At 39.8% G+C, this 24,979-nt stretch carries 33 protein-coding genes; 27 read left to right on the forward strand and 6 right to left on the reverse strand.

Going from position 1 to position 24,979, the window contains the following annotated elements; all coding sequences use genetic code 11:
- The first annotated feature begins 160 nt into the window (after positions 1-160).
- Positions 161-778, forward strand: coding sequence for a LysE family translocator (locus ACTS60_RS00835; protein ID WP_069687286.1), 618 nt, complete (start codon positions 161-163; stop codon positions 776-778).
- Between the two features lie 192 nt (positions 779-970).
- Here ACTS60_RS00835 and ACTS60_RS00840 read toward each other — a convergent pair whose 3' ends face one another.
- Positions 971-1,144, reverse strand: a complete 174-nt coding sequence (locus tag ACTS60_RS00840; protein ID WP_158083704.1) for a hypothetical protein — start codon at positions 1,142-1,144, stop codon at positions 971-973.
- Between the two features lie 411 nt (positions 1,145-1,555).
- Between ACTS60_RS00840 and ACTS60_RS00845 the strand changes: the two genes are divergently transcribed.
- From ACTS60_RS00845 to ACTS60_RS00895, 11 genes are all read left to right on the forward strand, one after another.
- Entirely contained in the window at positions 1,556-2,182 is a 627-nt protein-coding gene (locus ACTS60_RS00845) for a hypothetical protein (protein WP_440886779.1), read from the forward strand.
- A 158-nt stretch (positions 2,183-2,340) separates the two neighbouring features.
- On the forward strand, positions 2,341-2,691 hold the full coding sequence (locus ACTS60_RS00850) for a nucleotide pyrophosphohydrolase (protein ID WP_440886780.1): 351 nt from the start codon (positions 2,341-2,343) through the stop codon (positions 2,689-2,691).
- Between the two features lie 137 nt (positions 2,692-2,828).
- Positions 2,829-3,188: a hypothetical protein gene (locus ACTS60_RS00855; RefSeq protein WP_047517970.1), complete on the forward strand. Its 360-nt coding sequence runs from the start codon at positions 2,829-2,831 to the stop codon at positions 3,186-3,188.
- A 148-nt stretch (positions 3,189-3,336) separates the two neighbouring features.
- Positions 3,337-3,933 carry an SH3 domain-containing protein gene (locus ACTS60_RS00860; RefSeq protein WP_440886781.1) on the forward strand — a complete coding sequence of 199 codons (597 nt, stop codon included), beginning with the start codon at positions 3,337-3,339 and terminating at the stop codon, positions 3,931-3,933.
- Between the two features lie 1,334 nt (positions 3,934-5,267).
- Positions 5,268-5,723, forward strand: a complete 456-nt coding sequence (locus ACTS60_RS00865; protein ID WP_440886782.1) for a GNAT family N-acetyltransferase — start codon at positions 5,268-5,270, stop codon at positions 5,721-5,723.
- 214 nt (positions 5,724-5,937) lie between these two features.
- Complete coding sequence (locus tag ACTS60_RS00870; protein ID WP_009696804.1) at positions 5,938-6,456, forward strand: hypothetical protein; 519 nt, start codon at positions 5,938-5,940, stop codon at positions 6,454-6,456.
- 2 nt (positions 6,457-6,458) lie between these two features.
- Positions 6,459-6,638 (forward strand): hypothetical protein, encoded by a 180-nt coding sequence (locus ACTS60_RS00875; RefSeq protein ID WP_009696803.1) that lies wholly within the window; start codon positions 6,459-6,461, stop codon positions 6,636-6,638.
- A 281-nt stretch (positions 6,639-6,919) separates the two neighbouring features.
- Positions 6,920-8,032, forward strand: coding sequence for a DUF4236 domain-containing protein (locus ACTS60_RS00880; protein ID WP_440886783.1), 1,113 nt, complete (start codon positions 6,920-6,922; stop codon positions 8,030-8,032).
- A 135-nt stretch (positions 8,033-8,167) separates the two neighbouring features.
- A complete protein-coding gene (locus tag ACTS60_RS00885) occupies positions 8,168-8,941 on the forward strand; it encodes a TRADD-N-associated membrane domain-containing protein (protein ID WP_440886784.1) in 774 nt (257 codons plus the stop codon).
- 148 nt (positions 8,942-9,089) lie between these two features.
- Entirely contained in the window at positions 9,090-9,548 is a 459-nt protein-coding gene (locus tag ACTS60_RS00890) for a GNAT family N-acetyltransferase (protein WP_045607574.1), read from the forward strand.
- Positions 9,549-9,712: 164 nt separating this feature from the next.
- Positions 9,713-10,087 carry a hypothetical protein gene (locus ACTS60_RS00895; RefSeq protein ID WP_440886785.1) on the forward strand — a complete coding sequence of 125 codons (375 nt, stop codon included), beginning with the start codon at positions 9,713-9,715 and terminating at the stop codon, positions 10,085-10,087.
- 111 nt (positions 10,088-10,198) lie between these two features.
- Here the strand turns inward: ACTS60_RS00895 and ACTS60_RS00900 are convergent, their stop codons facing one another.
- Together ACTS60_RS00900 and ACTS60_RS00905 are read right to left on the reverse strand one after the other, a co-directional pair.
- On the reverse strand, positions 10,199-10,696 hold the full coding sequence (locus tag ACTS60_RS00900) for a GNAT family N-acetyltransferase (protein WP_440886786.1): 498 nt from the start codon (positions 10,694-10,696) through the stop codon (positions 10,199-10,201).
- Positions 10,693-10,965 carry a type II toxin-antitoxin system TacA family antitoxin gene (locus tag ACTS60_RS00905; RefSeq protein ID WP_038940769.1) on the reverse strand — a complete coding sequence of 91 codons (273 nt, stop codon included), beginning with the start codon at positions 10,963-10,965 and terminating at the stop codon, positions 10,693-10,695. The genes ACTS60_RS00900 and ACTS60_RS00905 overlap by 4 nt, the downstream gene beginning before the upstream one ends.
- Positions 10,966-11,765: 800 nt before the next feature.
- Between ACTS60_RS00905 and ACTS60_RS00910 the strand changes: the two genes are divergently transcribed.
- The 3 genes from ACTS60_RS00910 (at position 11,766) to ACTS60_RS00920 (ending at position 14,077) form a co-directional block, all read left to right on the forward strand.
- A complete protein-coding gene (locus ACTS60_RS00910; protein ID WP_440886787.1) occupies positions 11,766-12,773 on the forward strand; it encodes a phosphoribosyltransferase-like protein in 1,008 nt (335 codons plus the stop codon).
- 4 nt (positions 12,774-12,777) lie between these two features.
- Positions 12,778-13,404 (forward strand): NADAR family protein, encoded by a 627-nt coding sequence (locus ACTS60_RS00915; RefSeq protein WP_256899949.1) that lies wholly within the window; start codon positions 12,778-12,780, stop codon positions 13,402-13,404.
- A 145-nt stretch (positions 13,405-13,549) separates the two neighbouring features.
- A complete protein-coding gene (locus ACTS60_RS00920; RefSeq protein WP_224721386.1) occupies positions 13,550-14,077 on the forward strand; it encodes a DUF2846 domain-containing protein in 528 nt (175 codons plus the stop codon).
- 519 nt (positions 14,078-14,596) lie between these two features.
- On the opposite strand, the gene ACTS60_RS00925 is transcribed toward ACTS60_RS00920, so the two are convergent.
- Positions 14,597-15,049, reverse strand: coding sequence for a hypothetical protein (locus ACTS60_RS00925; RefSeq protein ID WP_039977653.1), 453 nt, complete (start codon positions 15,047-15,049; stop codon positions 14,597-14,599).
- 304 nt (positions 15,050-15,353) lie between these two features.
- Here ACTS60_RS00925 and ACTS60_RS00930 point away from each other — a divergent pair, with 304 nt between their 5' ends.
- Positions 15,354-16,004, forward strand: coding sequence for a hypothetical protein (locus ACTS60_RS00930; protein ID WP_440886788.1), 651 nt, complete (start codon positions 15,354-15,356; stop codon positions 16,002-16,004).
- Positions 16,005-16,118: 114 nt separating this feature from the next.
- Complete coding sequence (locus ACTS60_RS00935; RefSeq protein ID WP_440886789.1) at positions 16,119-16,565, forward strand: hypothetical protein; 447 nt, start codon at positions 16,119-16,121, stop codon at positions 16,563-16,565.
- A gap of 141 nt (positions 16,566-16,706) precedes the next feature.
- Here ACTS60_RS00935 and ACTS60_RS00940 read toward each other — a convergent pair whose 3' ends face one another.
- Together ACTS60_RS00940 and ACTS60_RS00945 are read right to left on the reverse strand one after the other, a co-directional pair.
- On the reverse strand, positions 16,707-16,985 hold the full coding sequence (locus ACTS60_RS00940; protein WP_440886790.1) for a type II toxin-antitoxin system RelE/ParE family toxin: 279 nt from the start codon (positions 16,983-16,985) through the stop codon (positions 16,707-16,709).
- On the reverse strand, positions 16,982-17,266 hold the full coding sequence (locus ACTS60_RS00945) for a type II toxin-antitoxin system RelB/DinJ family antitoxin (protein ID WP_005497249.1): 285 nt from the start codon (positions 17,264-17,266) through the stop codon (positions 16,982-16,984). Before ACTS60_RS00945 ends, ACTS60_RS00940 begins: the two co-directional genes overlap by 4 nt.
- A gap of 250 nt (positions 17,267-17,516) precedes the next feature.
- Here ACTS60_RS00945 and ACTS60_RS00950 point away from each other — a divergent pair, with 250 nt between their 5' ends.
- The 10 genes from ACTS60_RS00950 to ACTS60_RS00995 all read left to right on the forward strand — a co-directional run bounded on the left by ACTS60_RS00950 (position 17,517) and on the right by ACTS60_RS00995 (position 24,711).
- The gene (locus tag ACTS60_RS00950) at positions 17,517-17,774 is read left to right on the forward strand and encodes a type II toxin-antitoxin system Phd/YefM family antitoxin (protein WP_005448240.1); all 258 of its coding nucleotides are present in this window, start codon (positions 17,517-17,519) and stop codon (positions 17,772-17,774) included.
- A complete protein-coding gene (locus ACTS60_RS00955) occupies positions 17,762-18,064 on the forward strand; it encodes a type II toxin-antitoxin system RelE/ParE family toxin (protein WP_011080278.1) in 303 nt (100 codons plus the stop codon). The genes ACTS60_RS00950 and ACTS60_RS00955 overlap by 13 nt, the downstream gene beginning before the upstream one ends.
- A gap of 215 nt (positions 18,065-18,279) precedes the next feature.
- Entirely contained in the window at positions 18,280-18,867 is a 588-nt protein-coding gene (locus ACTS60_RS00960) for a hypothetical protein (protein ID WP_440886791.1), read from the forward strand.
- A gap of 152 nt (positions 18,868-19,019) precedes the next feature.
- Complete coding sequence (locus tag ACTS60_RS00965; protein ID WP_440886792.1) at positions 19,020-19,850, forward strand: hypothetical protein; 831 nt, start codon at positions 19,020-19,022, stop codon at positions 19,848-19,850.
- A gap of 236 nt (positions 19,851-20,086) precedes the next feature.
- Complete coding sequence (locus ACTS60_RS00970) at positions 20,087-20,335, forward strand: hypothetical protein (RefSeq protein ID WP_130193586.1); 249 nt, start codon at positions 20,087-20,089, stop codon at positions 20,333-20,335.
- A 164-nt stretch (positions 20,336-20,499) separates the two neighbouring features.
- Positions 20,500-20,868 (forward strand): VOC family protein, encoded by a 369-nt coding sequence (locus ACTS60_RS00975; protein ID WP_005434028.1) that lies wholly within the window; start codon positions 20,500-20,502, stop codon positions 20,866-20,868.
- 755 nt (positions 20,869-21,623) lie between these two features.
- Positions 21,624-21,890 (forward strand): hypothetical protein, encoded by a 267-nt coding sequence (locus tag ACTS60_RS00980; protein WP_440886793.1) that lies wholly within the window; start codon positions 21,624-21,626, stop codon positions 21,888-21,890.
- Positions 21,891-22,038: 148 nt separating this feature from the next.
- Entirely contained in the window at positions 22,039-22,581 is a 543-nt protein-coding gene (locus ACTS60_RS00985) for a hypothetical protein (protein ID WP_440886794.1), read from the forward strand.
- Positions 22,582-22,720: 139 nt separating this feature from the next.
- Positions 22,721-23,944, forward strand: a complete 1,224-nt coding sequence (locus ACTS60_RS00990; RefSeq protein ID WP_440886795.1) for a hypothetical protein — start codon at positions 22,721-22,723, stop codon at positions 23,942-23,944.
- A 161-nt stretch (positions 23,945-24,105) separates the two neighbouring features.
- Positions 24,106-24,711, forward strand: coding sequence for a type VI secretion system-associated protein TagO (locus tag ACTS60_RS00995; protein ID WP_005595486.1), 606 nt, complete (start codon positions 24,106-24,108; stop codon positions 24,709-24,711).
- The last annotated feature ends 268 nt before the right edge of the window (positions 24,712-24,979 follow it).

The following is a 24,979-nucleotide window of genomic DNA, read 5'->3' on the forward strand; positions in this document are numbered from 1 at the left end:
TCAAGTAGCAAATTGCACATAACAAAGCATTTAAGAGTGATTCCCAACGCTTGGCATTTTTAGTGTCATCGTTGGGTTTTGTGTTTACGGTGGTATGGTTAAGTTTTGTGGTGGCGTTGCTCACACCTTAATGCGGCGTTAGTTTTATGGAGGAAATATTGTGGAAATCTGGAAGTTATTGTTCTTTATACCTGCGTGTTTTGCGCTCAATATGACTCCGGGTCCAAACAATCTATTGTCCATGAACAATGCTCGCTGTTACGGTTTCAAGTCCGCTTTTATTGCTGGGCTTGGTCGTATTGCTGCATTCGCTGTAATGATTGCCTTGGCTGCTTCTGGCTTAGCAGTCGTGCTCTATGCTTCTGAGACTCTATTTCTAACGATTAAAATTGTGGGCGCGGCTTACTTGTTGTGGATTGCCTTTAATCTTTGGCGTTCGGAAGCAAGTCCTGTTTCTGAACTAGAAAATATTCGCAACCGATTAGGTTTGGCTAAACAAGAATTTTTGCTAGCCGCCGGTAATCCAAAGGCGATCTTAATCTTTACCGCCTTTCTACCACAGTTCGTCGATGTTTCAGCGAGTGTAAATGAACAGTTCTTTGCTTTAGGGGCTACGTTCCTCATTTTAGAAATGGGTGCAATATCGATTTATGCGATATTTGGAATTTACTTAAGGCAATGGTTTACGAAGCCGAAAATGGCAAAGCGCTTCAATAGAGGTTGTGCAACTTTTTTGGCTATGTCTGGAGCAAGCTTGTTACTGAGTCGCCAGCAATAAAACTAACAAACTGTTTAAGAGTGATTCGCAACGCGTGGCATTTTTACAATGCGTTGCGTTTAGTGTTTAAGGTGGTATGCGGGAGCTTCGGCATTGCGTTGCTCACACCTTAACAGGGCGTTAGGGCGCTAAAGTAATTGTGAGCTGAACGTGCCTTAAGGTTAGCTCTGATACACAGAGCCAACCTCTAAGTTAAGCTACTATTTGTGCGAGTATATTTGGAATTACGCTAATGCAGGCGGTTGCTAGGCTTAACGCAAAAACGTTGTTTGAGTCTTTTTGAGCCAGCAAAACAGCTAAAATCAGCAAGACTAGTATTACTGAAAGTGACAGTAAACAAGCTAAATCTTTTGTGGATAAAGTCATACTCTTTACTCCTTTTTTGGGAGTATTAGAACCTTGCATTTGAAATCAGTAATAAACAGGATCTAACACAACCGTTTGAGTTATAGGTTTTTTCGACTTCATCGATCCACACTTAGCTTCAAGTTTGCCTTTTAAAACAATTCGCTATTCAGTTTCACAATTTTGTACGTGATGTAAGCTATAGCTATAATATTGCGGTGTCAATCTACAGCTCTGTAGTTCTATGAATAAGTTCACATAATTAGTAACAGCAATTGTTGTGGTTGCGCCCTAACAAACTGTTTAAGAGTGATTCGCAACGCGTGGCATTTTTACTATGCGTTGATTTTAGTGTTTAAGGTGGTATGCGGCAGCTTAGGTATTGCGTTGCTCACACCTTAACAGGGCGTTATATTTCTAAGAGGAATCAATTTGATATCTACGTATTTACCGATCACGGTAGTGGTTACTTTAATCTTATTTTGCACTCGTGAAATCCTCGATTTAACGAAGAAATATCGCGAAAAAAAGCGCATGTTAGCTACCTTAAAAGTGCTTATATCTGAAGAATTAAAAGACAATTATCATGCGCTAGATGCTCTTTACACTGTGTTGGGCAAAGTTGATAAATCGTTGAAAGGGGGCGAAAAATCAATACCTGTAGATAAGAGTGTTAAAGCAGATCGCTATGGCAACGAAATGGTTAATATTTTTATCGGTGAAAACGCAGAGTATGGCGCTCTTCATATGCCATTCCCTAAGTTTTCAACCAAACGGTACGAGTCTTACATCAAAGATGTCGCCTCATTAGATCTGCAGTTATACGATGCGATAACTGCATACTATAAAGAACTTCGTTACTGTGAGAAAATCCGCTGTGAGGTCATTGAATACCTAGAACGAGATGACAATCTAATTTACTGGGCTTTTGATCATCGTGTAAATCTTATGTTTGAACGTAAATCAGACTATGAAACTTTGAGTCAAAATCTTCATGCTTTACTGACAGGTAAGCATATGAAAATTGATAGCAGTGAAGTTGTGGAGACCGAAATATAACAAAGCATTTAAGAGTGATTCTCAACGCTTGGCATTTTCCATTCCATCGTTGAGTTCAGTGTTTACGGTGGTAAGGTTTAGTTTCGTGGTCGCGTTGTTCACACCTTAATGCGGCGTTAGTGTTTACATCAAAATTTACGCAAAAATAGGGAAGGAGTATGACTAAATCTGTCTATGTTGCTGGTAGTTTCAAGAATCTAGAAAAGATGCAGGCGATACGAGAAACATTGGTCAATGCAGGTATCCAAGCAACCATCTCTGAGCCTCTTCAAGCTAATGGTATTGATGGTTGTTTGCAGCGTATTAGAGAAGCTGACATTACCTATATTCTAAATTTTGGTGGTTACGTCGGTAAAAGTGTCGCAATGGATATTGGTTATGCTTTAGGTTTAGGCAAACCAGTCTATGCTCTTGAACCTATCGAAGACCCGGATATCACCCACTTGCTTACATGTGTTGCCACGCCAGATGAAGTTATTGTTGAACTAGGTGGAAATAGTAAAAACTAACAAACTGTTCAAGAGGGATTCGCAACGCGTGGCATTTTCACTATGCGTTGGTTTTAGTGTTTAAGGTGGTATGCGGTAGCATTGGTATTGCGTTGCTCACCCCTTAACAGGGCGTTATGTGATTCGAGAGGTATCAAATGAATCAAGCAGACATGGTATATAACCTGCTCAGTGGTGTTGTTGTAGATTTAAATAGTCGTTTTGGCTGCTCTTTAGTTTTGCACCAACAAAAGATCACAAAAAAACATATTAGTGTGACTGGTGCCAACGGTAGGCTGTGGGTATCGCCATCGATTGGTGGCTATGATATTTCAGTTAGCGGCAAATCATTAGAAAAAGAACTGGTGCCAACCCTGACGTCATACTTTGGTCGCTGTGCTGATGGTTATAAGCAAAAAAACGCAAATAAGGGTTTTATGCATCAACCTTTCTGGAGAACTAGTGACTTCCAAGATGTTCAGGCTGTATGTCAAATGTACATGAAGACAGCCAAGTAAAAAATCACATAACAAACTGTTTAAGAGTGATTCGCAACGCGTGGCATTTTTACCATGCGTTGTCTTTAGTGTTTAAGGTGGTGTGCGGCTGCATCGGTATTGCGTTGCTCACACCTTAACAGGGCGTTATGCCAATAAGGAAATGAACGTGAAAAAATTATTATTATCAATAGGTTTGCTTCTTGCAGTTGAACCTGTATTTGCAGGTGATGATTATTGGGTTACTGTAGATAGATTGAATCGACGAACATGCCCAGAAAGTAGTTGTGGCGTGGTTGGCCAACTATTCTATCGAGAGAAAGTTACTGTATTTGAAAGGAAATCAGAATGGGTTCGTATATCCAAATACTACGATGCTTCATGCCGCAATGGGAAAAGTGAGTATGTTGATAAAGGCAACCCATCATGTTCTGTTAGTAATGGAATTAAAAATGGGAAGTTATCTGAATGGGTTTCAAGCAAGTATATATCGAAAAAACGTCCAGCTGATCCTGGTAAAAATGCCACAGGAATAGCTAAATCTGTCAGTAGCTCAGATGACTACAGAATTTACAAAACAGCATTTATTACTGCGGCAGAAAAGTTGATTGATTCAGGTCGATGTACATTTGAAGAACTGAAATCCCAAGGTGGTTTTTATAAGTCAACAACTTACAAGTCTAAGCCAATTTACTTCACATATTGCGGTGGTTTTAAGAAGGGTAATAAAATTCACCTGGATGTATCAACGGGTGCACTATTTTAATATTACATAATAAAATTGGCATAACAAACTGTTTAAGAGTGATTCGCAACGCGTGGCATTTTTACTATGCGTTGGTTTTAGTGTTTAAGGTGTTATGCGGTAGCATCGGTATTGCGTTGCTCACACCTTAACAGGGCGTTAGTCGCCAGAAAAAGCTAGCAATCAAAATCATGTTTCTAAGCTCAAAACTTCGCTACTGGTTGTTTGATTCATAGTTCCATCTTCGACAGGCAAAGCTCTGTTTCATCGGTTCTAAATCAATGAATTGCTATTTTCCAAGCGGTTCTTTCGTTCTTTGGTGGTGATAGAGCGGGGCAATCGAAAATCTGTTTTTGGTTGCAAATCAGCTCGGTGAGTTTGTTGGTTTAAAAGCTTATTTACTTGCTGAAAGGACGTTTTCTCTGGTGTGGTAAGTTCCACGTGGTTTCAGTGACTTTGTTGAAAGTCCGCACTGTGAGATTGGTTTTCCAAAAGCGCTTTTTGGTGTTGTCAGCCTGTTTTCTGCGGCGTTGTTTGTTCCAAGTGGTTTCATTGAGTAGCCGCTTTGAGACTGCGCCTGACTTAAATGCATCAAAGCACATAAAATTTGTTGTTTGCAAAATTTAGTTCGGCTTAAAATTGTCGCTCGGTGCCTCGCGACTAACAAACTGCTCAAGAGGGATTCGCAACGCGTGGCATTTTTACTATGCGTTGATTTTAGTGATTAAGGTGGTATGCAGCGGCATCGGTATTGCGTTGCTCACCCCTTAGCAGGGCGTTAGTACGGGTTTGGCATCAAAGGTTATAAGTTTTGGTGTTTATCTGTTTTGGCGCTCGTCTTTACACCTTTCAGTTAGTGCCTTTCACGTTCTTTCCGGTGGCACTATATGCGGAGTGTTCGCTTTGATTTCACCGTTTACGGCTTCTAACTCTGAGCCTATTTCTTTGGTGCTTCTTCATTTTCGTGGTGGTTTTTGAGAGAACCGTGATTACTTTTGGTGTGGCTGTTGAGTGACGAGGAAAGAATCCTTTTTTAATTTAAAGCAAGTGAAAATAGGGCAGTTCAGTGCGTTTTTCTTCTAGCCAACTTTCGTCTTTCAATCGGGGTAAAGTTTTGTAGCTGCCCGTCTCACTTCAGTGTTCAAAGTCTTTCATATCATCTCAATTTTCAATATCTTGGAGCGCATAAATAGAAGTAGCGCATGTACTAACAAATTGCTTAAGAGTGATTCGTAACGCGTGGCATTTTTACTTCGCGGTGGCTTATGTGTTTAAGGCGCCGTGCGGTAGCTTTTGTATTGCGTTACTCACACCTTAGCAAGGCGTTAGCAGCCAGAAGTAATAAGGAACTATAGATGGAATTAAAATATCGTTCAGCTGATTATGAAGATTTGGAAAATCTTGTTGCTTTGCTTTCGAATGATCCACTTGGTAGCAAAAGAGAAGATGCGTCTGTTCCGTTGAATAGTGCGTATCTTGAAGCGTTCGAAGCGATTACACGAGACCCAAACAACGAATTACTCGTTGTTGAGCTGGAAAACTCTTTAGTCGGGATGCTTCAAATTACTTTTATTCCTTACCTAACGCATATCGGTAGTTGGCGTTGTCTTATCGAAGGTGTCCGAATTCATAGCGACTATCGTGGACAAGGTTTTGGTGAGAAAATGTTCGAATATGCTATTGAACAGGCAAAAAATAAAGGCTGTACAATCGTTCAGTTAACAAGTGATAAGCAGCGCCCTGATGCAATCAGGTTTTATGAAAAACTTGGATTTAAAGCAACACATGAAGGGTTTAAACTCGCGTTGTAAGTTGCTGCTAACAAAGCATTTAAGAGTGATTCGCAACGCTTGGCAGTTTCGCTTCGCTCAAGTATAGCCAAGCGTCGCTCACACCTTAATGCGGCGTTATATGCAAAAGGTGAAAATATCAATTTTATCAGTGGGGTATGCCTCTCAATGATTTAATAATCGTTTGTTTTAGTAATACGCGGGATTTAAAAATGTTACCAATAAAGGAGGCGTTATGAAATCCACACACCTAGATGCTGAGCAGCGTTACTCGCAAGTTAGAATGAATACGATAAAAGCTGCTCAGATCAAACTTAATAAAACTAATGAATATAAAGACATTGAGCTGAAGAGCATTGATGGAAAGTCACTAAAGTTAGCTGGATGGTGGTCTAACTCTACAAAGCGTAAAGTTGACTGGGATTGGATTGAGGGTTACGCAGCTTTTAAGTTTAGATACCCAAAACGATTTGAACTCGCAATTTGGTCAAAAGGTGAACTTCTTAGTTTATCATTAGGTCGACCAACATATTATGGGAGCTCAATGAGGTTAGATTTTATTGAGGCAAATCCAGATATATCTGGCGCAAGAGTATTCCCCGCTACACTTTTTACTATGATTACATATGCAGAATTGCTGGGTGCAACAGAAGTGCGGGTAATGAAACCAATAAATGATGATGTTAAGAAGTACTATCAATCTTTTGGTTTAACATATGTTGTTAAGGGCGATTACTTATATATGAGGTTGTGATCATGAATGAAGATAAAAATAATGTAATACAACTTAAGAAACGTTCGCTCAAACAAAAAGCTAGCGAACGGTTTCTTGAGAGCATAGGTGATCAAGTAGAGCCAGAGGCATTGGCTTCAGGTGGTAAAATGGATGATGTTAGTTCTGAATGTGAGAGCAAAGATGACCAAGAAACAGAGTGAGCAGATTAAAAAATCAAAGGAAAGAAAAGTGAAGGAAGTGGACCCAAATAAAATGACTTCCCAACTAGCAATAGCACTCTATCGAGCCGCGAACCGATGCAAATTACCAGTCTAAAAATTTGCATATAACAAACTGTTTAAGAGTGATTCGCAACGCGTGGCATTTTTACTATGCGTTGCTTTTAGTGTTTAAGGTGGTATGCGGCGGCATCGGTATTGCGTTGCTCACACCTTAACAGGGCGTTATGCCGCAAGAGTGTCAATTTAAGTTCGGAGAAGATATGGGACTCTACATAAGAAAGAGTATCAGCGTTGGTCCATTTCGTTTCAATTTGTCAAAATCTGGATTTGCTGTTTCAGCTGGTGGTAAAGGGCTGAGAGTAGGAACTGGTCCAAGAGGTAACTATGTCCGTATTGGAACAAATGGTATTTATTATCGTTCGACTATTCCGATTGGTTCTCAGGAACGAATTGTCGACAACACTATTCAGCCCAACTATCAAGAGTCCTTCGAAGCACCGACTCACGAACCACTGAAAGAAATTGAGTCAGCGCATGTTTCGCAGATAGTAGACTCTTCTTCGGCTGAGCTGCTAAAGGAGCTTAATGATAAACGGAAAAGGTCTAGTTCATGGCATTTTATTTTTATTCTATTTTTCGCTGTTGTTTTTGGAATTCATAATGCCGAACTCCCTAAATGGGTTGTCGCTTTGACTGCTGTGTTGGGGATTGTTTCTACTTGGGTTTGTTATACGAGAGACACGTTAGCTAAGACAACGGTACTTTTCTATGACTTTGACTCCGAAATGGAACTTGCTTATGACAAGCTGTTTTCGGCAGCAGAACAAATGGCAAAAGCTAATAAATGTTGGCATATATCAGCCTCAGGCAAAGTCCTTGATAAAAAATATCATGCAGGTGCAAGCAATCTTATAGACCGAAAGCTGACATCGATTATGATCTCTGAACCGCCTCGATTAAAAACAAATGTGAAGACAGTTTCCATTGCAGTTGGTCGTCAAACATTATATTTCTTTCCTGACCGAGTGTTGGTCTATGACACTACAGGTGTCGGAGCTGTGAGTTACCAAGATTTGGTTGTGATGGTCGGAGATAAAAAATTTATCGAAGAAGAGTCAGTTCCTGCTGATGCATTGATCGTTGATAAAACGTGGAAATACGTAAATAAGTCCGGTGGACCAGACCGCAGGTTTAAAGATAACCATGAGCTACCAATTTGCCTATATCAGGAAATGTCATTCACAAGCCAATCAGGTCTTAATGAGCTAATTCAATTATCAACTCGAGGACCAGCGGAAAAGTTTGAAGCCTCTGTAAATTGTTTAGCAGCAGTTCTTCCAAGAGAAATTGATAGCGATAAAATTGCGGCTTAACAATCTGTTTAAGAGTGATTCGCAACGCGTGGCATTTTCATCATGCGTTGGTTTAAGTGATTAAGGTGGTATGCGGAAGCATCGGTATTGCGTTGCTCACACCTTAACAGGGCGTTATAGCTCTAGGAGTAAAAATTGAGTAGAAACGAAACAGATCAGGAAGATTTAGGTGTCCTGAAAGAAAAAAAGAAATATTACGAAGAAAGGTTAGCGAAGTTTAGGTTATCACCTCTTACGTTCATGTCTATTGTGTTGTTTTCAGCAATGGGAGGCATTGGTTATGGTTTATATTCCATGACCGATATTACAAGTAAAACTGGTGTAGAAATTGTCCAACACTTTATACCAATAACTTTTGCATCAATTGGTTTCACTGTGTTTATAGCTGCATACACTAGCTTCTTCCTTTCGATGAGCTTCAGGCAGCGTCTTCGAGATGTAGATTTTCAATTGGCAAAGCATGGTGCTGAAGAATTACAGGAATCCATTCAAGAAGACTTCTTCAATAAACTCGTAAAAATTAACTTCAAATACCTGGATCAATATTATCTACAAACTCAAGAACAGGCAGATAAGAGTTTTCGACTCACACTTTTTGCATGTTTGATTGGATTGGCAATTATAGTTACAGGTATTGTCATGATGTTTATGGATAAAACTGAACCTGCATATGTGACGACCGCTGCGGGTATTATGAGTGAATTCATAGCTGCTGTTTTCTTTTATCTTTACAATAAAACAGTCCAAAAAATGTCTCAGTATCATCATAAGTTGGTGATAACACAAAACATCAGTCTTGCTTTGAAAATCACTCAGGAACTACCAGATAGTGAGAAATCGACGGCTCAGAACAAGTTGATAGAGAAATTAACAGAAAACGTAAATTCTTTGCTAGCTAAATCTGAGTGACGAGCTATAACAATCTGTTTAAGAGTGATTCGCAACGCGTGGCATTTTTACTATGCGTTGCGTTTAGTGTTTAAGGTGGTATGCGGAGGCTTCGATATTGCGTTGCTCACACCTTAACAGGGCGTTATGTGCTTTGGTGGAAATGAATATGGAAATCACAATCAGGCGTATCGAAACAGAAAGCGTTGAGGACAAAGGTATATTCGAGGCTTTGTTTAGAGAGTACCTATCTGAACTTTCAGTTGAGCTAGATCTCGCAGTAATTGCTCAGCTATTTTCATTGCCTTATTTCCACGGATTTATCAGTTTTGTCGACAATAAGCCTGCTGGTTTTGCAGTTTGCTTTGAATCGTTCTCAACTTATCGTGCGCAAAGAGTGATGAATATCCATGATTTTATGGTGTCGGACAACTTTCGTGGTAAAGGTGTTGGCAAGGCACAACTGAATGGTATCGAACAGTATTGTCGTGATAATGATTACCTCAAAATCACATTAGAGGTCGGTGATGATAATGTTGCAGCTAAAAAACTCTATAGCTCATTAGACTACGAAGATTACAGAGTAGTTTTGAAAGGGCAGCAACATTGGCAAAAGTACCTCAATTAGCACGCACATAACAAACTGTTCAAGAGGGATTCGCAACGTGTGGCATTTTCACTGTGCGTTGGTTTAAGTGTTTAGGGTGGTATGCGGTGGCATCGGTATTGCGTTGCTCACCCCTTAACAGGGCGTTATATTCTTTCTCGCAAATTATTTATATAAGGGTGATAATGCGTATATTGTTCTATGTCGTATTTAGTTTGGCTATATCAGGTTACTCACTTTATTTGGATTGGGGTAGTGAGTCTTTTACTTGGTTTCAGCGTTCTGGGACATTGGTTGTTTTGGCTGGAGCAATCCTTAGTTATAGAAGTATTTTTAGGTTAGGTATCCATGGTGTTGGTGGTGCTCCAGACAATGGGGCGACAATCGTTACGGTAACTGGGTATGCTGATGATGGAAAAATGCTAGTTAAACATTCTCAAGAATACTTGGATAGTCAGCGTCAAATATTGTTAGATAAATTGTTTGGCTATCTTGGGGCTATCTTAGCTATTGTTGGCACCGTTATTTGTGGTTACGGTGACCTGTTGGCACGAATATAACAAAGCATTTAAGAGTGATTCGCAACGCTTGGCAGTTTCGCTTCGCTCAAGTATAGCCAAGCGCCGCTCACACCTTAATGCGGCGTTAGTTTGCTAAAGGCTAGCGATTAACTAGCGTAAGCTTGCTCTCACATCAGCAATGGTGATGAAGAGTTTATTTTCAGCGTCTTCAAATGCTTGAAAACCATAGCGTTCATAGAAGTGTTTTGCACCGTCTTTGGCATCAACGATAACAACTGGAAATGCAACGCTATCACTTGCAGCTAATAGCTTTCTGAGTGCGTCAATAAGCAGCCACTCACCAAAGCCTTTCCCTTTGTATCGGTCATCGACAGCAAGGCGGGCAATCAGACCACCAGAGGTGGATGATTGGTGTTTTTTTTGTAACTTATCGGGTAATGCCTTTAAGTCAATTGGTGTCATTGTTAGCGTGTAAAAGCCGATGACATGTGAGTTGTCGCTATCATCTTCCAAAACAAACGTTCTGGTGTTGTCTTTTTTTGCTTGCTGACTCGCCATTACTTTTAAGTAATTATTGAGAGCTTCGATACCACAGTTGAATCGGTTTCTATCGTGTTTAGCTTTATCTAGAAGTACCGTATTCATCATTGAGCTTTGCTCTCGTATCGATCAGCAGCAGCTTTTAATTTTGAGTTCTGTGTAGCAGGGCGATCTAAAGCTTCCATCAGCAACATAGCATCAGCTTGGCTCAGTTTTAAAGCCTGTTCACGTTCGATGACTTGTTTGGCTTTTTCGATTGCAGCGCTTAGAACAAACGAGTTGATGCTAGACATGCCGGCGATCGCGGCTGCCTTAGTAAGTAAGTCTTGTGTATCGACATCAACTCTAGCGGTGATGCGAGGCAAAGTAGTAGCCATAATGTAATCTCCTGTTGTGTCAAAGTGTCACATAGGCATTATGGTCTTAAAGTGTGCAATAAGCAATCTTTGTGTCACTTTGGCACGCAAACTAACAAACAATTTAAGAGTGATTCAGCACGCGTGGCATTTTTGGCATGCGGTGGTTTTTGTGTTGAAGCGGCATGCGGAAGCTTGGTCATTGCGTGCTTCACACCTTAATTGGGCGTTAGTACGGGTTTGACATCAAAGGTCATAAGTTTTGGTGTTTATCTGTTTTGCGCTCGTATTTACACCTTTCAGTTAGTGCCTTTCACGTTCTTTCCGGTGGCACTATATCCGTAGTGTTCGCTTTGATTTCACCGTTTACGGCTTCTAACTTTTAGCTTATTTCTTTGGCGCTTCTTCATTTTCGTGGTGGCTTTTGAGAAAACCTTGATTACTTTTGGTATGGCTGTTGAAGTACGAGGAAAGAATCCTTTTCTAATTTGAAGCCAGTGAAAGTAGGGCATTTCAGTGCGTTTTTCTTCTAGCCAACTTTCGTCTCTCAATGGCAGTAAAGTTTTGTAGCTGCCCGTCTCACTTCAGTGTTCAAAGCCTTTCATATCATGCCACTTTTCAATATCTTGGAGTGCACAAATAGAAGTAGCGCATGTACTAACAAATTGCTTAAGAGTGATTCGTAACGCGTGGCATTTTTACTATGCGGTGGCTTATGTGATTAAGGCGCTGTGCGGTAGCTTTTGTATTGCGTTACTCACACCTTAGCAAGGCGTTAAACGTCAAATTTGAGTTTTGTAATTATTGATAAGGATAGGATCGTGGAAGATTTGATCAGTAGTATATCAAGTATAATAGTAGATTATGCAGATGGAGAGTTTGGTCGATTAGATGAAGCGCATGTTCGAAGATGGATTGAACAGTTTGATGAGGCCGACCGTGAAGTTGTTTTGGCTGAGACCAATAGAATTCTAAAACGTACATATATTACAAAAGAAGAATTCTCAAAGTTCATATCGTCATTGATCACATCTCCGAAATTTTCTACAGACGATCAAGCCGACTTTTGGTCAAAGGTGTCTCTTTGTGATGTTCAGTTAAATGGTAATAGCCAGACTGAATTAGTCTCTTTGGTACGTGAACATGTTCAAAATAAGTACGGATTGCAGCCAAAGGTAAATAGCCACTCAGAGCATTATATATATTTAGATGATTTCCTATTTTCGGGGAATCGCCTAGTGTCTGATCTTCGGCAATGGATTATTAACGATGCCCCAGAAAATTGTCATATGAGTGTGGTTCTTATGGGGTGGTATCAAAGTGGTATTTGGTATGTACAGCAGACATTGCCAAAGTTAGCAAAAACACACAAAAAAAACATTACATTCAAATACTGGTCAATCGAGGATTTTCGACTTGAAAATCGATTGACCTATAAAGATAAGTCTCATGTATTTTGGCCAGAAGAAGTTGTAATGGAAATTCCAGAAGCCCGTGAATACATTGCCGGACAAGAACGAGAGCCAACGTTTAGAGTTCAGAATAATCTCAAAAACAAAGTTTTCTCTCGCAAGCGCAGAACTCAATATGAGTTGGCGATTACCAAAGCGGGCTTACAAATATTAGGTTACTGTCAATCTCCAAACGAAGTGGTTAAGCCATTGGGCTACAATCGTTTTGATGGATTCGGCTTTGGTTCTACGGTTTTTAGTTTCCGAAACTGTCCAAATAACAACCCATTAGCGTTTTGGTGGGGGGACCCTAATTACTCTTCGGCACATCCGTTTGGTAAGTGGTATCCTTTACTACAAAGGAAAACATACGGCTAGTATTATGAAACAACATGAAAAAAAGCAATATGACATAAGAAATGCAGCTGCATTTAAGAAAACCACCGAGCAGTGGGGTGGTTTGTCAAATATGGCGGGCGGTTTTCCTGTTGTTGTAAATAACGTGGCAATTAAAAGCGTAGAAGCACTGTATCAAGCTTGTCGTTTTCCACACCTGCCAGATGTACAAGAAAAAATCCTAACGCAAGGGAGTCCTATGACAGCGAAAATGGTAAGCAAACCATTTAGAGAACAGTCAAGAGACGACTGGCTTGCTGTTAGAATTTTAGTAATGAAGTGGTGTTTAAGAGTAAAGTTAGCTCAAAATTGGGATGAGTTTTCGTCACTCCTCCTGAGTACACAGGATATGCCAATTGTTGAGCTTTCGAATAAAGATGACTTCTGGGGGGCAAAACCTGTGGAGCAAAACTTGTATGTTGGTGTAAATGCGCTAGGGCGATTGTTGATGGAACTTAGAGAGCAAGTTACACATAATAAAAAAGAGCGCTTTATGGTTGTCCCTCCATTAAATATTTCTCAATTTAAACTCTATAACCAAGATATTTTGCCAGTAAATAAATCGGACTCTAATATTTTAGCCACCCCACAAATCAACATGTTTGACGTTTAACAATCTGTTTAAGAGTGATTCGCAACGCTTGGCATTTTTGCTATGCGTTGCGTTTAGTGTTTAAGGTTGTATGCGGCGGCATTGGTATTGCGTTGCTCACACCTTAACAGGGCGTTAGCATTCACTAATAACAAAAAGGAGTATTATGAAGAATGTAATAGGAATGGCAGTGTTGCTAGTTTCTCTCTGGGGATGTGCGTCGGCACCTGATAGAGTGGAATCAAATAAAGTTGAGCCTAATTTTAATAACGGAAAGTCAGTAGTTTATATTTTGCAAGGTAACAACAAAGGGCTGTTGGAGAATGTCCAAACTTATCGAGTAAATGGAGAGCCAACAGGGAAGTTGCTGAACGGATCTTATACTTGGTTTTACGCAGAGCCTGGTGAAAAAAATCTAGAATTTTACGATCCTTTAATCCCTTCAAGGCTCTTCTGGGACAAACAGTTCACTCTCAAGCAAGGTCAAACTGTCTATCTATACCAAGGGTGGGAGCTAGCGCATGCTTCCAACAAACTAACGACAGATATGGTTTTCATTGATGGTAATGCAACGGTTATTACTGCTCCAAGTCGTGAACAACAAGTTTTCAAACTCGCTGAAATATCGCAAGAAGATGCTCGAATGCTTATGAAAAAACTAAGCTATGTGTCTAATGACTTGGAAGGTAAATAACGACAGCGTCAACGTGATTGCTAACAATCTGCTCAAGAGGGATTCGCAACGCGTGGCATTTTAACCATGCGTTGATTTTAGTGTTTAAGGAGGTATGCAGTGGCTTCAATATTGCGTTGCTCACCCCTTAGCAGGGCGTTATGCCAAAATGCTCTATGGGATATATAGAGAGTACACTATTGAGCCTAATATTAAGGAAATAAACAAAATGTTTATTAGATTAAAGCGTAATTTTTGGTAAAAGTCTTTTTGTTTTCTATAGTGTTTTATGACTAAAATGCTTGATATTATAGGGACTAATATCAAAGGTTTTCTTAGTGCAATATCTAAGATCATTGAATTCATGATGTAAGTTGTATCACCAAGCATTTCATTGCTAAGTGTCGCAAAGTGATTACGAGAGAGTATTAGAAAACAATAACCTCCCAAAAGAAAAATAGTTGCAAATAGCAATAACTTGTTTATGAAGTTTAATGTTTTATTTTTTACAGTTTTTAAATATTGCGACATCAGAAATTCCTACTTAGAGCTTTCAGTTTTCATAGCTCTAATCTGCCCCCTAATTTTAGTTGAGGCTAACTGGTAAGCATCTATTTTTATATTGAATTTATCTATGGCAGATTTCGCATTGCCAATTTTATCAATTACCTTCAAAGTCACGTCACCTTTACTTGAGCCGAAGGATGTTCCTTTTACCTCGACGTCTACGTGACTTCCAAGAAAGTTTTCGTACTGTAATAATTTTTTAGCTGATTCACTTTCTACTGTCATCCACTCCGTTTGAGCATGACCAAATATTAAAGTACTTGATTCTCCACCGACAGATAAGTAGTCAGCGACTCCATATAAGCGCGTTGGAGCATTACCATCATTAGGTTTTGTTTCTATATAGCAGCCAGATATTAAATTGACGCCGATCGGTAGCTTGGGGATACCTGCGCCTAAACCACTAATAGTAATTCTAACTTTCATTAATACTTTCCTAAATTTCATCTCATTATGGGCGTTGTAGCATATTGAGGCTTTATGTCGTCCTTTAGTTCCCAGCTAAGCGAGTGGACTCTCAAATTTACTATTGATCCTATGTAATAAAAGATGTTGAAAAGTTTGCGAGCTCCCGCTTTTGGCATAACAAAGCGTTTAAGAGTGATTCTCAACGCTTGGCATTTTTAGTTTGTATCAGCTTTAGTGTTTACGGCACAATGGTTTAGGTTAGGTGGTAGCGTTGCTCACACCTTAACGCGGCGTTATGCTTAATAGAGAAAGTTGGAGTAGGATGTTTAGCGATTTGAAAAGTTGGGGACTAAATAGCGTCAATATTGCTGTATGCTGCATAGTTCTAGCTTCATTTACGGTATATGATGTCTTTTTTAATGTTGGAACCTTTAGTTCGCTCGTTTCATTGATGGGAGCTTGGTTTTCCGCACTTGCTTATTTTCTAGCTTTCAAAATTTATTCAATGTGGAAGACTGACGCAACAAATAGAGAAATACATTCTCGGGCTATCAAGTTGTACGGTTTAACACTTGAGACTAAGCAGAAGTATAGAGATCTTCATACCTATCGGGCTTTGACTAGGGAAGATGCCTATTTAAGTTATCTTCAAGGGTATGACCGACTGCTCAATTTAAAAGACGAGCTTTCGGTATTCATCTATATGGCGGAAGACCTACTGGAGGTTCAAGATACGGATCAAATGAAGCGCCTAGTTTCTGAAATCTCCAAGCAGTTAAACCCACAGTCTGGAGCTATATCATCATTCAGAATGAATAAAGACGATCCTAGAGAATTGTGGAGTATGATGAACCATCATTCTTCTCCCCCTGATTTACAATCTTTGGCTATGGGTTCAGAATCAAAGCCTCGTCTTGATAAAAAGTTGTTTGATGGCGTTATTGGTGAAGTGAAAAAGTTCGTCGTAAATTAAGCATAACAAAGCATTTAAGAGTGATTCGCAACGCTTGGCAGTTTCGCTTCGCTCAAGTATAGCCAAGCGCCGCTCACACCTTAATGCGGCGTTAGGCTTACAGAGCGAGAAACAATGAAAATATTATATTCGGGCGGTCTACAGATCCGCTCTTATGATGCGCAAGAACGCTTGTTAAATGTTATTACTTTCTTAGAAGGTGAGTTGGCTTTCCACAATTTATATCGAGAAGTTAAAGCAAGTGATATTCCCATTGCTCAGGATTGCTTTGGTGATCAATTTCTTATTCGAGATAACTTGGTAGTTAAGTTGAATGCTGAAACCGGTGATATAGATGAATTTGGTTGTACCTGGGAACAGTTTTTGGCTTGGGTTGACGAGGACCCAATTGAAAGATTGAACATTCCAAGTGATTTGGAGTTAAAGGTTGGTCAGTTGTTATTTGCGTATCCACCTTTCTGCACTGCTGAAGGTAAAAATGCATCTATAAAAGCAATTGATGGTTTTGAGCTAATCAGTTTTCACGCTGATTTTGCAAAGCAGATAAATGGTGAATTGTAAGCCTAACAAACTGTTTAAGAGGGATTCGCAACGCGTGGCATTTTCACTATGCGTTGGTTTTAGTGTTTAAGGTGGTATGCGGCGGCTTTGGTATTGCGTTGCTCACCCCTTAACAGGGCGTTAGTTGCCCAGTCGACATAATTAGTCCGTTGGGAATTTTTGTTTTTGGTGTAGCACGCGAATAACTCGAATGATATCACCTTCAACCCAGTAGGAAACAATCATCGAAATCTCAGGAATAATGAGCAATCGCCCTCTAATTCCGTCACGCTGGACTCCCATATGAGGTTGCTCTAAAAGGTTCTCAACTTTGGCTTCAATAATATTGTCGGTTTTGTCAGCAGCTTCAGGGTTGAAGTCGTAGAGAAACTCAAAGATCTTTTCGCGATCATTGAGAGACTCTTCTTCCCACAAAATCATAATTTGCCTCGGTTACGGATTTTAGCTTTACGCTCGGCCATACGAGATTTAGCTGACTCATGGTCAACAAAAGTGGCTTTTCCTGAGTCAAACTTCTCAAAAGCTAAGTTAACTTGTTCAGTTAACCATGCGTCGTGAGATAAAGTCTTTCTCTGTTGGTCAGCTAGTTGCTCAGTCAGTTCACGACAAGCATCACTTAGAGTTCTGCCTTGGCTTTCAGCCATTTGTTGGGCTAGTCGCTTCGTTTCTTCATCAACACGAAATTGAATTCTAGTGTCCATGATGCACTCCATATTTTATGTGTGTACAAATGTTAGCACTAGGTTTGAAGTTGGGCAACTAACAATAAATTTAAGAGTGATTCACAACGCTTGGCGCTTTCACTTCAAGCAAGTTTAGTGTTTATGGCACAATGGTTTAGGTGAGGTGTTAGCGTTGTTCACACCTTAATTTGGCGTTAGCCGTCATGGAGCTTGCTATACCCAAAGTGATAGAATAGTATCACTTTAGTATTCCTTTGGAGCAGCTCTCATGAAAGTAGAACTAGTTACATCACTCAAACGCCAAGCAACAAAGATCCTTGCCGATCTCCACGACACTAAAGAACCTGTGTTAATTACCGAACATGGTAAGCCATCGGCATATTTGGTTGATGTTGATGATTATGAGTTTATGCAAAATCGTTTAGCTATTCTTGAGGGGATTGCACGAGGTGAACGTGCATTAGCTGACGGTAAAGTGGTGAGTCACGATGAAGCCAAGGACAAAATGTCAAAATGGCTGAAATAATCTGGACTGAGCCAGCGCTATCCGACCTCAATGATATCGCTGAATACATCGCACTTGAAAATATCGTAGCTGCAAAACAATTGGTTCAAGCGATCTTTTCTAAAGTCGAGCGCTTAGAGGCTTTCCCTGAATCGGGTCGCATTCCGCCTGAACTAGAACATCTAAGTTATCGTGAAGTTGTAGTTAATCCGTGCCGTATTTTCTATAAACAAGACGGCGACAAAGTATTTATTTTGTTTGTTATGCGTGCTGAGAGAGACTTGCGTAAGTTCCTATTGAGCAAGCAATAACCTTTGGGAATGAGCGGCTAACAAACTGTTTAAGAGTGATTCGCAACGCGTGGCATTTTTACTATGCGTTAGGTTTAGTGGTTAAGGTAGTATGCGGTGGCTTCGGTATTGCGTTGCTCACACCTTAACAGGGCGTTAGGTGAATGGAACAATTCACACAATGTGGTAGGGTATAAATTAGAATCTTTTAGAAGTAGGAGCGGCTTGAATGTGTAATGCTATGGAACCATAGAGCTGGATGCAATTGTGGATGGGGTTCTGGGGAAAATAGTTTAACCGAATACGTAAGTTCAGTTAATCATTTTTCATTTGTTCCATCTATACAAAACTCTATAGAGAGCTATACAAATCCAAATGCATCATGCCCCGTATGTGGGGACTCTGTATTCTTCTATCAGTCACCAAGTGGTGGTCGTGTATTCTTCGATTTAATGGAGCCTCCATGGCCTAAACATACATGTACGGATTCTAGCAGTCGCCCTTTGCCTCTCGTAAAAGCCTCTACTGTTGATGTTTTTTCAAGCGAGATGGATTTGAATAAAGAGTGGAAACCTTATTTCATTTCTTCAGTGAAGGTTGTAGATCGTATGTTGCTTCAATTGGAGGGATACTTAGTTGACTCTCCACTTTCGATTTATGTTCGTAAATACGACCTTGGTAAGCGTAGCCTTACAAATCAAACGATTGCATATCTAAAAGAGTTCGTCCCAATAGATGGTTGTTTTGACATGTCTATGTTAACTGAATTGGGTCGTCCCAAAGAGTTAGAGGCATTCAAGTTTAGGTCACTAGCGAAGTCTTAAATTCACCTAACAAACAATTTAAGAGTGATTCGGCACGCGTGGCATTTTTACTATGCGTTGGTTTAAGTGATTAAGGTGATATGCGGGAGCATCGTATTGCGTGCCTCACACCTTAATTGGGCGTTATACGTATTATCACAGTTAGGAGATTTATGGCTAGATTAGCTCCAAAAGCAGACACTTTAAGAGCTCTGTTTGCGCGTTCAGGCAATCAATGTGCATTCCCTGGTTGTACTCAATCTGTTGTAAACAGCAAAAATAAGTTCATTGCTCAAGTCTGTCACATCGAAGCAGCCTCCGAGGGTGGTGAAAGGTTTAATACCGCTAGCAACGATGAATATCGAAGAAGCTATGATAACTTAGTAATTTTCTGTTATCCCCATCATATCGAAACAGACGATACGGACGAATATACGACTGAATATTTGCGTAAAATCAAGCTAGATCACGAACAACAGTTCTTGAAGTCGGACTTCAAAATTGATGAAGCAGAGTTGCAAAAATTAGTAAGTGAAATGCAGCTCTATTGGTCAAGCATTGATCGCTTAAACCAAGTAGAACATTATAATCTCGATTCTGGGCTTGCGATGGAAGTTAATGGACAAGCAAGTTTTGATGAAGTCATAGTTGATGCACATAATGCTGTTTCTGGTATTGAAGCTTTACTAAATAGACTGCGTGAAAGTGATGAAGCGTTAGTCGAAGATCTAAATGTACTACTGGAGCTAAAAAATATCCCAGAATCAACTTTTACAGACGTTCCATATTACCAAAACCCCTTTGAAAACCGTAATTGGGAGTATCATAATTTAGGTACTCCAAACTGGCTACTATCATTGCGAATCGCTTTAACCCACATTGAGGTTAAGTACCTGTCTGAATACCTAAAAACTAATAGCAATGACAACTCCGCACGAAATAAACTGGACATGGCTAAACAAAAGCTAGAAAGTTATGCGGTGTCAGCAATGCATGTCGACTAGCATACGTATAACAAGCAATTTAAGAGGGATTCTCAACGCTTGGCACTTTTGCTTTTACTTCAAATTTAGTGTTTATGGCACAATGTCTTAGGTTGGGTGGTCGCGTTGTTCACCCCTTAATTGGGCGTTATGTGTTCTTTCGGATAGCATCGTTTCAATTAAGTGCTCTAGCTCAAGAAACTTTCAAGATGATTTCTATAATATCTTAAGATTCAGTTGGTTAAATGGATAATAAAATGAACCGTGAACAAATCTATGACTTCATTGGTGAGCTTGCAATAGCTCTTTACTCTAAACAAATCAATATTAGCTTATCTGCGCTAAATGCAATTTTGGCAGATAAAGGCGTTGAATATGGTAATAATCGTGGATTAGCTTCTGGAGTTGCCGCAGCATATCGTCATTGGGAGAAAAAAGATCCAGTCATCTACCATGCTATTGCGTTTACTTTTAGGGATAAAAACGGAAATATTCCGTGGGACTAAACACATAACAAAGCATTTAAGAGTGATTCCCAACGCTTGGCATTTTCAGTTCAAGGTTGGGTTTCGTGTTTAAGGCGCAATGGTTTAGGTCAGGTGGCAGCGTTGCTCACACCTTAATGCGGCGTTATATGCTTTCAAGTTTCAAACAATAAAAGGACTTAAAAATGATTCTAAATCACGTCTCAGTTGGCGCTTCTGATGTGGTAAAAGCAGTTGGTTTTTATGACTCAGTTCTTTCTACGTTGTCTATTAAGCGTGCTCACTATATAGAAAATATCGCAGCGGCTTATGGTGAAAACTTTGAATTTTGGGTCGGAAGTCCCTGCGAAGGAAAAGCTACATCAAGTAATGGTGCTCATATTGCTTTTAATGCGCCTTCAAAAGAAGCTGTCGACCAGTTCTATGCTACAGCCATTGAGTTAGGTGGCTCATGTGCAGGTAAGCCAGGGTTAAGACCAGAGTATGGTGAAACTTACTATGCAGCGTTCGTACGTGACTTAGATGGAAACAAAATCGAAGCAGTTTCAATGTAGTTTCGAATACGCATATAACAATAAATTTAAGAGTGATTCACAACGCTCGGCGCTTTCACTTCAAGCCAGTTTAGTGTTTATGGCACAATGCTTTAGGTTGGGTGTTAGCGTTGTTCACACCTTAATTTGGCGTTATGTTTACTTGTATTTCAAAGGCTTAAAGGTCTTTGGCTCTGGTTCTTTGTCCCTCTGGCAATTCGTCCCTAGTAGACTCAGCAAATCCGCATTGTCGGTCTAAGTTCTTGAATCTCTCAGCCCGTAAAACATGCCAATGTTCGCGGGTTGCTTCATTGTCAGGTCGTGGAGGTTGGCTGTTGGTGTAACTGGCTTAAAGTCGCTTTTAGGCTCTTTGCCAATAAGCATTTCAGCTTGGCAGTTGCCTCGGCAATTCAGCATTGTTTGGCGCTTTGGTTGGAAAGAAAGGGCGTTTGTTGAAACTTAGTCAGGTTGCCCCATTGGGCAGGGAAGTGGAATTACAGGTTTTAGGTTAATCGCTTTTGGTGGCCAAGTTGGTTCAAGCCTTGTGGTTTGGTTCAGAAAACTGGTTTGAAATAGCAGTTCTTTCTCAATTAAGTCAGTAACTTGTGGTAAAACATAACAAGCAATTTAAGAGGGATTCACAACGCTCGGCATTTTTGCTTCTACTTCAAATTTAGTGTTTATGGCACAATGTTTTAGGTTTGGGTGGAGGCGTTGTTCACCCCTTAATTGGGCGTTATATGAAAATCAAAATATCAATAAGGAATTAGTAGAAAATGAGTGAAGAAAACTCGATTAAGAGTTGTAAGCTAAGTGCTGATGAATCGTCAGTTGTATGCTGTAGTTGTGGGAAAATAAACAGTATTCAAGGTAATACTAAAGATAGAAAAGCAACAGAATACAGCAAAGCAGGTGGTTGTGAATTGTTTTGGTTTTGCCCTGAAGAAGATTGTAGCTATGTATGTTGTTTGGATCGTGGAGGCCCTAGGCCGGGGCTAACTCCAAAGAAAACAAAAAAGCGAAAAGGTTATGGGTTTTCATGATTTCCATATAACAAACTGTTTAAGAGTGATTCGCAACGCTTGGCATTTTTGCTATGCGTTGCGTTTAGTGTTTAAGGTGGTATGCGGTAGCTTCGGTATTGCGTTGCTCACACCTTAACAGGGCGTTAGGTTTTCTGGAGATAGTGAATTGAGCAGAGAAATATACGATATGGAACGACGTTGTGTTGATAGGCACAATGATTTAGCGGGTCACATTAATCGGATGAGTCAGCAGCAAGCTCGTATCATTACAAACGAAAATATAGCGGCGACAAAAGAAGTAGTTGCTCACGTATACGGAAAAGCTAACTCTTACAGCAATGTAATTATTGCTGCTGGTTATGTCGGTTTCTTTACTTTATGGTCAAGTCTAAAAAGTGATTTACCTCAATGGGCTATTTTAAGCTCAGGCGCACTTATACTGATATCACTGATGACATTTATAGGATTTGAACTATATAAAATGATCAGTGTTTCAGTACAAATGCACAGAGTCTCAAAACGGCTTCAAAAGCCCGACATGTCGTCTCTAAGTGAAATACAGCGTATTGAGCAAAAAAGCGCACTGATTAACGCTAGGGTCTGGGTTTTTACAGTTATTCCAACAGTTTTGTCGGGATTTGGAGCCGGTCTTATATTGTTATACTGCTTTCTGGTTGACTTTATAGCACCATATTTGCAACAAACCTAACAAACAATTTAAGAGTGATTCAGCACGCTTGGCATTTTCGGTTTGGGTTGAGTTCGGTGTTTACGGTGGTCAAATTGAGAGTCGTGGTTGCGTGCTTCACACCTTAATTGGGCGTTATATTTTTTGAGAGTTCGAGTAAATGTTTGAAAAAGATCTTTGTACTGCCCTTGAAAGTTGTTTAAAGCAAGGGGTTAAAAGATATGGCGGCATGAGTGGAGATTTTTTTGTTTTTTCAATACCTCATGTTGAAAAAATAGTATCACTTCTAAAGACTAATCCAATGGTTGTAGAGACCTTTGATAATAAGGCTGCAAACTGTGGTAATGTCAGGTATCCGATCAACTTAAAGTCAACAGCAAACAATCTATTGCTCGAATGTTTGGAAAAACCAATAGACATCGTTGTAAAGAATTTACTTAACTTTTTAGCATCTGATTGTTCAAAAGGTGTTGCAATTTTGGCTATTTCTGGGGTAGAAGTGGGCAAAGAAATTGAGTTAACGTCTGATATATCTATAGTTCCTTTTACCAGTTTGCCAAAATCTAGAATGACAGAGTCATTAGACCCTCCTTATTTGAAGCTAGATTATCATTTGAACAGAGGTGATTTGCCATTGCATGCAAATATGGCGACGCAAACAATTGATTTTGGTTATTTAGCCCCTAAAGCTGCAATAATAAAAAGAGTTGAGCTTCGCCCTAAAGTTTATGAAAGTTTAGATTCGGAACACGTTTATATAGATACATCGGATTTAAAAGAATTATTCGATCTGCTTACGCTCGTTAAAGGAATTAGCTCAGTTATACTAGGCGATTGGTTTGAAATAGATAAATCTGTACCGTTTTTTAAAACACATTCTATGAGTTATTCAATAAAGTTACCAGACGTATTTTCACCTAATTCTGTACTAATCGAGGAAATTGATATTGAGAGTTTCAAACTTGTAATTAGCTCTTATTTCGATTTAAAGTATAAAGTCAGAAAGCAACTTAAGATTCCTCTTAATCGATTAAACATATCGAGAAGAAAGAAAAATAATATTGATAGGGTGATCGATTTAGGGATTGCTTATGAAGCATTATTTTTGTCAGATAACCCTAACAAAATATCGTTAACATTAAGAAAGCGAGTCTCATCATTTTTTGTAAAAACTGATTGTGGAATAAATATGTTTGAGTTTATGAGGACATTCTATTCATGTCGTTCTGATGCCGCTCATACAGGTGAGGTTCAAAACAATTACAGTATTAAAGGTGCTGATACAGTGATCTCAGTTGAAAGTCTCTTGGATATTGCAGATACAGTTATTTCTAAGTCGATAATAAAAATTATCCAAGAAAGAAAGGGTGTTTCTTGGTGGTAAAAATATAACAAACTGTTTAAGAGTGATTCGCAACGCGTGGCATTTTCATCATGCGTTGGTTTAAGTGATTAAGGTGGTATGCGGCGGCATTGGTATTGCGTTGCTCACACCTTAACAGAGCGTTAGGCATCAAGTTTTCGTTATATTGTCGAGAAATAAATATGAAAAAAGTAGTGTTGTTGGGGGCTTCAGTACTCCTATCCACAAATGTGTTATCCGCTGAGTTGGAAAAAGAATTTGCTTCTTGTGCTGCGGTAAAAGGAGAACTAGCGCGTTTAGAGTGCTATGACTCCCTCGCGGAAAAGCACAATCTTGATAAACCACAAACAGTTGGTTCAAAAATTTCTGGGACAGGAAAGTGGATTGTTTCTGAAGAGGTCAACCCTATAGACGACTCCAAAACGGTTACTTTAGTACTGGAAGCGTCATCAGGTAAAAGTAAGTGGAATAACAAAGTGTTTTTCGTAGCTCGTTGTCAGAGTAATAAAACGGATGTTTATATCGGTTGGAACGACTATTTAGGTCGTGAAGCTTCAGTTCTTACGCGTATAGGTTCCAACAAAGCCGTTACTTCTAAGTGGAGCCTATCTACTGATAGCAAAGCGACATTTCATAGAAAGCCTATTTCCTTCTTAAAAAACATGGAAAAGTCGGATAAGTTGGTTGCACAGATTACCCCTTACAACGAAAGTCCAGTAACAGCGGTCTTCGATACTGCTGGCTTATCAAATGCTTTGGTTCCTTTGCGCAAGACCTGTAGTTGGTAGGGGGCTTTCTGCCTAACAAAGCATTTAAGACGGATTCTCAACGCTTGGCAATTTCAGTTCAGGTCAGCTTCAGTGCTTTGTGTGGCAAGGTTTAGCGTGGGTGGTCGCGTTGTTCACCACTTAATGCGGCGTTATGTTTACTTGAAATTCAAAGGCTTAAGATTCTTAGGCTCTAGTTCTTTGTCCCTTTCGCAATTCGTCCCTAGTAGACTCAGCAAATCCGTATTGTCGGTCTAAGTTCTTGAATCTTTCAGCCCGTAAAACATGC

Source organism: Vibrio sp. WZ-1, assembly GCF_052037695.1.
Lineage (GTDB): Bacteria > Pseudomonadota > Gammaproteobacteria > Enterobacterales > Vibrionaceae > Vibrio.

Coding starts and splice junctions, on each gene's coding strand:
- ACTS60_RS00960 (WP_440886791.1), top strand. CDS start 18,280: ATGCTATGGAACCATAGAGCTGGATGCAATTGTGGATGGGGTTCTGGG.
- ACTS60_RS00855 (WP_047517970.1), top strand. CDS start 2,829: ATGAATCAAGCAGACATGGTATATAACCTGCTCAGTGGTGTTGTTGTA.
- ACTS60_RS00915 (WP_256899949.1), top strand. CDS start 12,778: ATGAAACAACATGAAAAAAAGCAATATGACATAAGAAATGCAGCTGCA.
- ACTS60_RS00940 (WP_440886790.1), bottom strand. CDS start 16,985: ATGATTTTGTGGGAAGAAGAGTCTCTCAATGATCGCGAAAAGATCTTT.
- ACTS60_RS00925 (WP_039977653.1), bottom strand. CDS start 15,049: ATGAAAGTTAGAATTACTATTAGTGGTTTAGGCGCAGGTATCCCCAAG.
- ACTS60_RS00895 (WP_440886785.1), top strand. CDS start 9,713: ATGCGTATATTGTTCTATGTCGTATTTAGTTTGGCTATATCAGGTTAC.
- ACTS60_RS00945 (WP_005497249.1), bottom strand. CDS start 17,266: ATGGACACTAGAATTCAATTTCGTGTTGATGAAGAAACGAAGCGACTA.
- ACTS60_RS00930 (WP_440886788.1), top strand. CDS start 15,354: ATGTTTAGCGATTTGAAAAGTTGGGGACTAAATAGCGTCAATATTGCT.
- ACTS60_RS00980 (WP_440886793.1), top strand. CDS start 21,624: ATGAGTGAAGAAAACTCGATTAAGAGTTGTAAGCTAAGTGCTGATGAA.
- ACTS60_RS00965 (WP_440886792.1), top strand. CDS start 19,020: ATGGCTAGATTAGCTCCAAAAGCAGACACTTTAAGAGCTCTGTTTGCG.
- ACTS60_RS00990 (WP_440886795.1), top strand. CDS start 22,721: ATGTTTGAAAAAGATCTTTGTACTGCCCTTGAAAGTTGTTTAAAGCAA.
- ACTS60_RS00850 (WP_440886780.1), top strand. CDS start 2,341: ATGACTAAATCTGTCTATGTTGCTGGTAGTTTCAAGAATCTAGAAAAG.
- ACTS60_RS00870 (WP_009696804.1), top strand. CDS start 5,938: ATGAAATCCACACACCTAGATGCTGAGCAGCGTTACTCGCAAGTTAGA.
- ACTS60_RS00920 (WP_224721386.1), top strand. CDS start 13,550: ATGAAGAATGTAATAGGAATGGCAGTGTTGCTAGTTTCTCTCTGGGGA.
- ACTS60_RS00900 (WP_440886786.1), bottom strand. CDS start 10,696: ATGATGAATACGGTACTTCTAGATAAAGCTAAACACGATAGAAACCGA.
- ACTS60_RS00840 (WP_158083704.1), bottom strand. CDS start 1,144: ATGACTTTATCCACAAAAGATTTAGCTTGTTTACTGTCACTTTCAGTA.
- ACTS60_RS00935 (WP_440886789.1), top strand. CDS start 16,119: ATGAAAATATTATATTCGGGCGGTCTACAGATCCGCTCTTATGATGCG.
- ACTS60_RS00955 (WP_011080278.1), top strand. CDS start 17,762: ATGGCTGAAATAATCTGGACTGAGCCAGCGCTATCCGACCTCAATGAT.
- ACTS60_RS00975 (WP_005434028.1), top strand. CDS start 20,500: ATGATTCTAAATCACGTCTCAGTTGGCGCTTCTGATGTGGTAAAAGCA.
- ACTS60_RS00865 (WP_440886782.1), top strand. CDS start 5,268: ATGGAATTAAAATATCGTTCAGCTGATTATGAAGATTTGGAAAATCTT.
- ACTS60_RS00995 (WP_005595486.1), top strand. CDS start 24,106: ATGAAAAAAGTAGTGTTGTTGGGGGCTTCAGTACTCCTATCCACAAAT.
- ACTS60_RS00890 (WP_045607574.1), top strand. CDS start 9,090: ATGGAAATCACAATCAGGCGTATCGAAACAGAAAGCGTTGAGGACAAA.
- ACTS60_RS00880 (WP_440886783.1), top strand. CDS start 6,920: ATGGGACTCTACATAAGAAAGAGTATCAGCGTTGGTCCATTTCGTTTC.
- ACTS60_RS00905 (WP_038940769.1), bottom strand. CDS start 10,965: ATGGCTACTACTTTGCCTCGCATCACCGCTAGAGTTGATGTCGATACA.
- ACTS60_RS00970 (WP_130193586.1), top strand. CDS start 20,087: ATGAACCGTGAACAAATCTATGACTTCATTGGTGAGCTTGCAATAGCT.
- ACTS60_RS00875 (WP_009696803.1), top strand. CDS start 6,459: ATGAATGAAGATAAAAATAATGTAATACAACTTAAGAAACGTTCGCTC.
- ACTS60_RS00950 (WP_005448240.1), top strand. CDS start 17,517: ATGAAAGTAGAACTAGTTACATCACTCAAACGCCAAGCAACAAAGATC.